This window comes from Prevotella sp. MGM1 (assembly GCF_002933775.1).
In the GTDB taxonomy this organism is placed as follows: domain Bacteria; phylum Bacteroidota; class Bacteroidia; order Bacteroidales; family Bacteroidaceae; genus Prevotella.
This window is the reverse complement of record NZ_BEWV01000120.1, coordinates 1-9,269: the sequence shown is the minus strand read 5'-3', so window position 1 is coordinate 9,269 and position 9,269 is coordinate 1. Positions and strand designations below refer to the sequence as shown.

The 9,269-nt window shown below is 45.9% G+C and carries 9 protein-coding genes; 7 read left to right on the top strand and 2 right to left on the bottom strand.

Going from position 1 to position 9,269, the window contains the following annotated elements; translation table 11 throughout:
- The first annotated feature begins 241 nt into the window (after positions 1-241).
- From MoGM_RS03990 to MoGM_RS03980, 3 genes are read left to right on the top strand one after another with little or no spacing between them, the layout of a single operon-like run.
- Positions 242-889, top strand: a complete 648-nt coding sequence (locus MoGM_RS03990) for an ATP-binding cassette domain-containing protein (protein WP_104368847.1) — start codon at positions 242-244, stop codon at positions 887-889.
- A gap of 3 nt (positions 890-892) precedes the next feature.
- Positions 893-1,681, top strand: a complete 789-nt coding sequence (locus MoGM_RS03985) for an ABC transporter permease (RefSeq protein ID WP_104368846.1) — start codon at positions 893-895, stop codon at positions 1,679-1,681.
- 17 nt (positions 1,682-1,698) lie between these two features.
- A complete protein-coding gene (locus MoGM_RS03980; RefSeq protein WP_199181764.1) occupies positions 1,699-2,547 on the top strand; it encodes a DNA/RNA non-specific endonuclease in 849 nt (282 codons plus the stop codon).
- Here MoGM_RS03980 and MoGM_RS03975 read toward each other — a convergent pair.
- Positions 2,542-3,795: a TlpA disulfide reductase family protein gene (locus MoGM_RS03975; RefSeq protein WP_158249550.1), complete on the bottom strand. Its 1,254-nt coding sequence runs from the start codon at positions 3,793-3,795 to the stop codon at positions 2,542-2,544. The two genes, MoGM_RS03980 and MoGM_RS03975, sit on opposite strands and share 6 nt — an antisense overlap.
- A gap of 171 nt (positions 3,796-3,966) precedes the next feature.
- On the opposite strand from MoGM_RS03975, the gene MoGM_RS03970 reads away from it, so the two are divergent.
- Together MoGM_RS03970 and MoGM_RS03965 are read left to right on the top strand one after the other, a co-directional pair.
- The gene (locus tag MoGM_RS03970; protein ID WP_104368848.1) at positions 3,967-4,752 is read left to right on the top strand and encodes a Nif3-like dinuclear metal center hexameric protein; all 786 of its coding nucleotides are present in this window, start codon (positions 3,967-3,969) and stop codon (positions 4,750-4,752) included.
- A gap of 9 nt (positions 4,753-4,761) precedes the next feature.
- On the top strand, positions 4,762-5,607 hold the full coding sequence (locus MoGM_RS03965; protein WP_104368843.1) for a zinc ribbon domain-containing protein: 846 nt from the start codon (positions 4,762-4,764) through the stop codon (positions 5,605-5,607).
- A 328-nt stretch (positions 5,608-5,935) separates the two neighbouring features.
- On the opposite strand, the gene MoGM_RS03960 is transcribed toward MoGM_RS03965, so the two are convergent.
- Positions 5,936-6,388, bottom strand: a complete 453-nt coding sequence (locus tag MoGM_RS03960) for a type I restriction enzyme HsdR N-terminal domain-containing protein (RefSeq protein ID WP_104368842.1) — start codon at positions 6,386-6,388, stop codon at positions 5,936-5,938.
- A 242-nt stretch (positions 6,389-6,630) separates the two neighbouring features.
- Between MoGM_RS03960 and holA the strand changes: the two genes are divergently transcribed.
- Both holA and MoGM_RS03950 read left to right on the top strand, forming a co-directional pair.
- Positions 6,631-7,656, top strand: coding sequence for a DNA polymerase III subunit delta (gene holA, locus MoGM_RS03955; RefSeq protein ID WP_104368841.1), 1,026 nt, complete (start codon positions 6,631-6,633; stop codon positions 7,654-7,656).
- Between the two features lie 776 nt (positions 7,657-8,432).
- The gene (locus MoGM_RS03950; RefSeq protein WP_104368840.1) at positions 8,433-8,903 is read left to right on the top strand and encodes a helix-turn-helix domain-containing protein; all 471 of its coding nucleotides are present in this window, start codon (positions 8,433-8,435) and stop codon (positions 8,901-8,903) included.
- Positions 8,904-9,269 lie beyond the last annotated feature (366 nt).

Here is a 9,269-nt window from a genome sequence, read left to right as displayed (position 1 = left end):
TTCTGTTTCGAAGAAAATAAAGATGCCTTTTTAATGATATTTTTATTACAAGCCGCGGGTTTGAGAATGGAGGGATATGAAACCGGAAGGTTCAAAAAGAGAATGGTTCCTTGCTGTTTCCGCTCATTTTGATTACCTTTGTGTCTGTCTTTCGTAAAAGGTTTCCGGCCATTGGCATGTCCGGGTGCCCGGAACCGGAAGGCGCTTTAACAGACATGACCGAATAAACAGACGGATAATAATGATAGAAGTGAATAAAGCATCGGTGAGGATGGACGACAGACAGCTTTTCGCTGGTTTGTCGTTGTCTGTCGGTGAGGGACAGATGGTGTGTGTCACCGGAGGGTCGGGATGTGGAAAGACGACATTGTTGCGTGCCGTGCTCGGTTTCGTGCCGCTTTCGGAAGGCCATATCAGTATATACGGTGAATTACTCACGCCATCTTCGGCGGTTGAGTTTCGCAAGCAGATGTCGTATTTGCCGCAGGAACTTGCTTTTCCGGTGGAGAGCGTCCGTGAAATGGTGGCTTTGCCTTTCGGACTGAAAGCCAACAGAAACCTGCTCTTTTCGAAAGACAGGCTGATGGAAGAGTGGGGACGGCTGGGGCTTGACACTGGGTTGTACGATAAGAAGGTGACCGAGATAAGCGGCGGTCAACGCCAGCGTATTGCGCTCTCGGTGTGCGGATTGCTGCGCAAACCGATATTTATAGCCGACGAGCCGACATCTGCGCTCGATGAGCATTCGGCCGCCCTCGTGGCCGGGTATATCCGGGACATGGCTTCGCGGGGATGCGCTGCGCTGCTGGTGAGCCACGACACTGCTTTTGCCGAGGCATGCGACAGGAGAATAACGATGGGCGACACATATCATGATAGAGGATTATAGACGATGAACACGATAGATATATCATATTTAGGACTGGGCGTGGGATTGCTGCTGCTTGCCATGCCGATATATTTTTTTCATAGGCTCGGAGTGCGTCTCGTGCGTTCCACGGTGATAGCGGCTGTACGTATGGTGGTGCAGCTTTTCTTGATAGGTCTATACTTGAAGTATCTCTTCGAGTGGAACGACCCGTGGATAAATCTTGCATGGGTGGCTCTGATCGTGCTTGTGGCCTCGTTTACTGTGGCTCAGCGTACCCGCTTGCGGTTCGGTTTTGCCGTGGTTCCGCTGTTTGGAGGGTTTTGCGGCTCGGCAATGGTTGTCGGGCTTTATTTTCTGATGTTCGTTCTCGGACTGTCAAATCCGTTTGACGCGCGTTATTTCGTGCCTGTCATCGGGCTTCTTGTTGGCAACATGCTCGGTGTGAGCGTGATGGCCTTAAATACATATTACGACGGATTGCAGGGCGACCGCCGGCTGTACTATTACCTGTTGGGCAACGGTGCAAGCCATGTTGAGGCTGTGATGCCTTTCGTGCGGCGTGCGGTGGAAAAGTCGTTCGCCCCCTGTGTTGCCAACATGGCTGTCATGGGGATTGTAGCCATGCCGGGCACGATGATCGGACAGATACTCGGCGGCTCTGTTCCGGGTGTAGCCATAAAGTACCAGATGATGATTGTAGTGATTGCTTTTGTGGCCTCGGCTTTGTCGCTTGTGGTCACGCTATATCTTGCCGACCGCCGTTCGTTCGACATATACGGGCGGTTGAAAGACATACGCAGGAGATCTTGAACATGATAAAGAGGAAAATGACTGTAAGAAATGTGGTTGCCATATATGCCATGGCCTTAGTTCCGGTGCTGTCGGCGTGCGACATGTCTACCGGTGGCAAGCCACTGATGGGCGGAGACATAGGCCGTGGCGAGACGGAAGATACCGTAGTCGTTTTGGAAAAGGAACCCCTACCCGACATGGCGGATATCGCGCTGCCTGCATTCAGGCCGGCATCGGGTGAACAGATCTTGCGACGTACGGCGTATACGGTGTCTTATAATAAGGATACAAGACTGCCCAATTGGGTGGCGTGGAACCTCACTGCCGATCATACAGACGGCCCATTCAAGCGCGCCGGACTGAAATTCCGTGAAGACGTGGACGTGCCGGAACCTCGGGCGACAGACAGGGATTACTATAACTCGGGTTATGATCGAGGGCACATGTGCCCATCGGCAGACTGTAAGTGGTGCGAGGCGGCCCAATCGGAATCGTTCCTGTTTACAAATGCCTGTCCGCAGGTCCAGGGACTGAATTCCGGTGACTGGAATGAAATGGAGATAATGTGTCGCCGTTGGGCGGAGAAATACGGAAGTCTGTATATCGTTTGCGGGCCGATACTGTATGACGGGAAGCATAAGAGGATAGGGAAGAGCAAAGTTGCGGTGCCTGACGCGTTTTTCAAGGTGGTTTTGCGGTTGGGCGACAATCCTTCGGCCATCGGTTTTATATATAAGAATATGTCGGGAAACAGGCCGAAAGGCGATTACGTGAACACCGTGGATGAGGTGGAACGAATCACCGGTTACGACTTTTTCCCGGCACTTCCTGATGATATAGAGACTGTCGTTGAAGCCGACGCTGATATCGACGACTGGCTATAACACCTTTTCCAGTATAGCCTTTACCTCTTCGGCCGAGGGGTGGACGGCAAGGATTTTGCCGTCGCGGCCTACCAGTACCGTGGTGCCGCCGCGGTTGCTGATGCCGTATTTCTCCCATATACGCCCCTTGTCGTTCAGTTCCACGAGGTTGAGCCACTTATAACCGTCTTTTGCCATGGCTTTCGTCATCTCTTCCGCCTTGCGCTCCCGGGCTATGCCCACAATCGTGAAGCCGCGGTCTTTGTATGCCTCGTATACGGGAATCATGCTCTTCGACAGCCTGCGGCACGGGCCGCACCACGACCCCCAGAAGTCTATCAGGGCCACTTTGCCGGCTATCTCCCCGGAGATGGTGTGGTCTCTGCCTTCGATGTCGGGTGCGGTGAAGTCGATAAAGCGGCCTCCCGGCTTTATGGATTGCGAGGCGATGAAGTTGCGTATACTTCTGCTCATCGGGTGGTCGGGATATTTTTTCGCGTAGATGCGATTGAAAACGTCGGCTGTTACGGATAAGAGCCGCTCGTCAAAGAGCCTTTTATTCGTCGTGGCATCTTTCATAACGTACAGTCCTACGGGTGTAACGTTGTTCTCGGCGTAAGCCAGTGAGTACTCTATATGCTTGCGGAAAGTTTTTTCCCATGCGTTTTCAAGGTCGTAATTAGCCTGCGAGTATACTTTGTTATGCTTTTCAAGCTCACCAAGTAATAGTCTGAGGGAGTCGAGTTCGTGTTTGTCTGTCGTCTTTTTAGGCTTGTCTATCAGGGCGTTCGCCTCTGGAGTGAATCTCAGCCCTTTACTGTCTATGCTGTCACTGAGGCGTCTCATATTGTCAAAGAACAGTCTTTCGCATTCTTTGTTGAAGCTGATGTACTCGGCGTTGAGCGGCGCGTCCGACTTTACGACCCGCGGTTTGCCATCGTCGGTGAACGTGATGTTGACTGTTCCAGTCTCCGCAAAGAACATTGTGACGGGATGCGAACCTCTTATATGCTCGTTGAGAGGCACAATTTCATATACTGTCGGTGTCCCTTCGGTGATTAAGTCGTAAGAGAAGCGTCCGTTGACCACTTGTATCGTGTCGTTTTTGTTCACGCGGACATCCGTTCCCGTCTCGGAGACCAAAAGCGTTTCGCATTTCGGATAGTTCACGGCCGTGCCTTCGATGCGGGTTATGTTTTTGGCGGTTTGGGCCGCGCCGGATATTGACGACAGTGCGATTGCCGCAAGAATGAGATACGTCTTTGTCATGATGCTATGTATATAATAATGTATTGTTATTCCGGTTCGTATGTGCCAAAGGTACATAAAAATACCGACAAATAGGCTGTCCGGTCATAAAAAACGGTTAATTTGCGTGATAAATACTTGCAATTCAAGCTTTTTTATTAACTTTGCATGCGGAAAAAGCAATATTACAGCGTGAAAATAAAGGAAGTGTTGAGCGCCCTTGAAACATTCGCGCCTCTGCCATTGCAGGAAGGTTGGGACAATGCCGGCCTGCAAATCGGATTGACGGAGGCGGAAGCGTCAGGGGCTTTATTGTGTCTTGACGTGAACGAGGCTATCGTCGACGAGGCGATAGGCAAGGGGTGCAACATCATCGTGTCGCACCACCCGTTGCTGTTCCGTGGTTTGAAGACCATATCCGGTGCCGACTACGTGCAACGCACGGTGATGAAAGCGATAAAGCACGATATTGCCGTAGTCTCGATGCACACCAATATGGACAATGCACGGGGCGGGGTCAACTTCAAGATAGCAGAGAAACTTGGCCTGACCGGTGTCAGGTTTATGGCAGGGAAGACTGTCGGAAGCGTGGAAGCAGGCAGCGGAGTGGTGGGTGAGCTGACCGAACCGATGGCTGCCGGCGACTTCGTGGAGTTGGTGAAAAGGCAGTTTGCCGTGCAGTGTGCACAGTGTAACGAGCTGTTAAACCGCCCGATACATCGCGTTGCGATATGCGGCGGGGCCGGCGACTTCCTTATTGACGACGCGGTGGCTGCCGGTGCGGATGCGTTCATCACCGGCGAGATGCATTATCATGTGTTTTTCGGTCGCGAACAGCAAATCCAGATATGCGTGACAGGCCATTACCAGAGCGAGCAATATACAAGCGAGATATTCAAATCAATAATCGGGGAGGCGTGTCCGGCATTGCCGTTGCATATCGCCGGGACATGCACCAACCCAATAATCTATATTTAAGATATAATCATGGCAAAGAAAGAAATTACAGACTTGTCTGTGGAAGAGAAATTGAAAGCTCTCTATCAACTTCAATCGGCATTGTCGGAAATTGACGAGAAGAGGTCGCTCAGAGGCGAGTTGCCTCTTGAAGTTCAGGATTTGGAAGACGAAATAGAAGGGCTTTCCATCCGAATAGAGAAAATCCGCACGGAGATCGACGAGTTCCAAAAGGCTGTAAGCCAGAAGAAAGCGGAGATTGCTGAGGCTCAGGCAAGTGTGGAGCGTTATAAGACACAGCTCAACGATGTGAAAAACAACCGTGAGTATGACACTTTGAGCAAGGAAATAGAGTTCCAATCGCTTGAAATCGAACTTTGCAACAAGAAGATCCGCGAGGCTGCCGCACGTATCAGCGACAGGGAAGCAGACCTCAAGGCAAGTGAGGAGATTATCGAAGAGCGCCGTAACGACCTTGAAATGAAGAAGAACGAGCTCGACGAGATAATGGAAGAGACACGTGCCGAGGAGGAAAGACTGAAGATAAAGGTGAAAGAACTCGAGGCGAAGATAGAGCCACGACTGCTCATGTCGTTCAAGCGTATACGCAAAAATGCGCGCAACGGACTTGGCGTCGTATACGTACAGCGTGACGCTTGCGGCGGATGCTTCAACAAAATACCGCCACAGAGGCAGCTCGACATCAAGATGCACAAGAAGATTATCGTGTGCGAATACTGCGGACGAATACTTATCGATCCTGAGTTGGCCGGTGTGAAGACAGAGAAGCCAAGCGCAATGGAAGATAAAAAGAAGACCCGCAAGCGTGCCATTCGCAAGACGGCGAAGACCGAAGAGAGCGAGACAGAGGCTTAAATACAAGTGAAATAAACACTCCCGTCAGAATAGTGAAAATCCTGACGGGAGTGTTTTTGTATTTGGACGGTATGGCTTTTCTGCTTTTTTATAGTATTTCGGTGTCTGAATATATTGTTTTCGTATTTTTATTGAAGTTCTTTTTTAATTTTTATTGAAGTTCTTTTTTGTTTTAATCGAGGTGTATTCCTATTCTTATTTAAGTGCATTTGTGATTTTATCGAAGCGTTTTTGCGCATTAAAATTCTTGTTTCTTATGGATTTTAACAAGTCTTTTTTATATTGGACATATTGTTTTCAATATTGAAACAATCACCATTTTGATGCCTTATAAATTTCTGTAATCTGGTATTTCGGGTAAGAAAGAATAGCTGTTGTTTTCGTAATCCATGCGGCAGCAATAATGTTGTATTCCGTTGCTCACTATAATATAGTCTACGTGGAGAAGCATGTTGTATGCCGTTATTTGGTCGAAAACCTTTTGGGTGAGTTGAACGGTTGGAGCTTTATATTCCATTATTATGCGCGGTCGCAGGTCGCTGTCGTATAAAACGCTGTCACACCGCATCTTTTTATCGCCTATACGTAATTCGATCTCGTTGGCAAGATATACTCCCGGATAGCCTTTATGCTCTATGAGATAATGTATGAAGTGCTGTCTGACCCATTCCTCGGGTGTCAGCGCCACGTATTTGCGTCGCAGAGTGTCGAGAATGGTGTATCTGTCACCGTTTTTAGCCACTCTTGCGTCAAACCGTGGCAGGTTTAATCTGTACGTCATAAGAAACCAAAATAGTTTGCTTTTGTTTTGTATTCCATCCGATTTGCACTAACTTTGCAGAAGTTAGGCTTCATCTCGGCAATAAGAAACAAGTTTCCTTGCTCTAGATTTGCGCTAACTTTGCAGGGGCTAAACCAGTATCGGCATGAGCCGGATAGTCATCCGGATGGCTTTGACGGGCGTTTGCTTTAGCCGTAGTCAATTGCCTTTGCAAAAGTAATAAATAATAACCGAAAAGAAAAATGGCTGAATTAAAAACAGTGACTTATGACGGAATAATGCGAGATTTGAAAGCCCGCAAGTATGCTCCGATATATTATCTGATGGGCGACGAACCTTATTATATAGATAAGATTGCTGACTATATAGCGGAAAATGTGCTCGCTGATGAGGAAAAAGACTTCAACCAGACTGTGTTTTTCGGTTCAGACGTGACGGCGGCTCAGATAGTGGATGCGGCTAAGCGTTATCCGATGATGTCTGAACGTCAGGTTGTCATAGTCAAAGAGGCTCAGAACATACGGAACTTGGATGCTCTCGATGCTTATTTAAGAAATCCGCTGACATCGACTGTGCTTGTGATGTGTCATAAAAACGGAGTGCTCGATAAGCGGAAGAAAATAGTTTCGTCGATAGACAAGGTTGGAATAATCTTTGAGAGCAGGAAACTTCGTGAACGGGATCTTCCTCCTTTTATCGAAACATACCTCCGTGGACGAGGAGCCTCTATCGATCCAAAGTCGCAACAGATAATTGCAGACTCTATAGGTACAGACTTGTTGCGACTTGTGAGCGAGCTTGAAAAATTGCTAATTGCCATGCCAGAGAATGACAGGAGGGTTACACCGGCGCTGGTAGAGCAGCAGATAGGGGTGAGCAAGGATTTCAATTCGTTTGAGTTGCGTGACGCGATAGTAAACCGCAACATATTCAAGGCAAATCAGATAATGAAATATTTTGACGAAAATCCCAAGGCCGGAAGCATATACGGTTTTCTTCCGATGCTCTTCAATTACTTCCAGAATTTGCTGATAGCATATTATTGTCCTCAAAAGAACAGTCCGGAGCAGGTTGCCAAGTGGCTGGATCTACGCAATCCGTGGGCCGCCAAAGACTATATGACAGGCATGCGAAATTACACGGGAATGAAAGTTATGCAGATTATTTCCCGAATTAGAGAGACAGATGCCAAAAGTAAGGGACTTGACAACCCTAATACGCCTGCAGGAGAGCTGATGAAAGAGCTTATTTTCTTCATTTTGCATTGAAAAACGGCTTTTTAATGACTGTTTTTTTCTAGATTGAGCACTCGTAAGGAGTGCTTTTTTTATGCCTAACTCCTATATAAATCAGGCATTTCGGGTGTTTTTACCCCATTCAAAACTCGCTTATTTTTTTTATTTCGGACCGTCGTTCGAAATTTCCCCGTATTCTCGAATTTTCTTGTTTTGGCTCTTGAGAAATTCAGTGTTCGCATTTATTAAGGTTTAATATCTTGAATATTGAAATGTAAATCAAAACTCAATTAACACTAAATGAATTAAAAATGTATTGTATTTACATTTATAAAGATAAATATGTGTGTTGTAAAATGTAAATATTAAAATCCAAACACTCCTATTCGGATATTTAAATTTATAAAAATACAGGTCTTTTTATTCACTATAAACATCTAAAATCCAATTGTTTGTATATAAATATTGAAGTAGAACACGGCTAAATGTCCTTTTATTAGTCAATATTCACCTGTTATAACACATATCCCCGTAATATATATGTTGATACTTAGCTAACAACCAGTACTTTAACTAAATAATCTTTATTTCATGTTTATTGTCTGTTTACATATATTATTCACATTTACAAATCACAACTAATGATATGAAGCCTTACCCGTTTATAGTTTACAAGTTTAAAAACGCAAATCCAAATATCAGTATTTAAAATTCAATCAACATTTGTTGCGTATACAAGAAAAAAGGTTTATCTTTGTAAACGCAATGAAAATTTGGGCTAAAAGCCCTCAAACAGTTATTTTACGGTAATGAAAGATAGAATAAGACAGATAATGGAGGCTCAGCACATGAGCCAGCAAGTGTTCGCCCAGTTCATTGAAATGTCACCGGCTTCGCTCAGCAGTATCTTCAACGGACGTACCCGTCCCACCCTGAACATAGTCGAAGCCATAAAAAAGAAAATTCCCAACATAAATACAGATTGGCTTATGTTCGGTTCGGGAGAGATGTTTACAGGACGTGACAGTACTCCCGCCATTGGCAAGGAGGAGGCAGAGATAGGAATTGAAGCCACTCTTGATTTCGATGACGAGAGTCCTGCCGCTACCCCGCCGATGGTTCAGGCGGACAGCTTAGGGAATGGTGTAAGAAATACACGTCCCGAAATTATCCGTGAAGAGATAAAATATATTGACAGGCCACAAAGAAAAATCACCGAGATAAAGATTTATTTCGATGACCTTACATACGAGACGTTTGTACCGTCAAAAGGTAAATAAGTGTTTCTTTTATCTCATAATGTCACCTATTACTATTCAATTATTTAATGTATAAACCATAAAAAATGATATTTATCAGGCTTGTTTTTCTATGAGAAGTAATGAGTAAAATCATTAGGACATTGTGACTTTTTATGGGTATTGCCGGGTTTTACGTAATTGATATTGATGAGGCAGTTCGTATATTCGGGTATATAGGATGTTGTTATGTTTCAATTGCTGTCCAGGAATGTGATAATTTGCTCTTGGCGTGGTGATGATTATATAATGCCAAGATAGTGTATGGTGTTTTTAAGCGTGAAACCTATTGTCGGCTTGTAATAAAAATATCATTAAAAAGGCATCTTTATTTTCTTCGAAACAGAA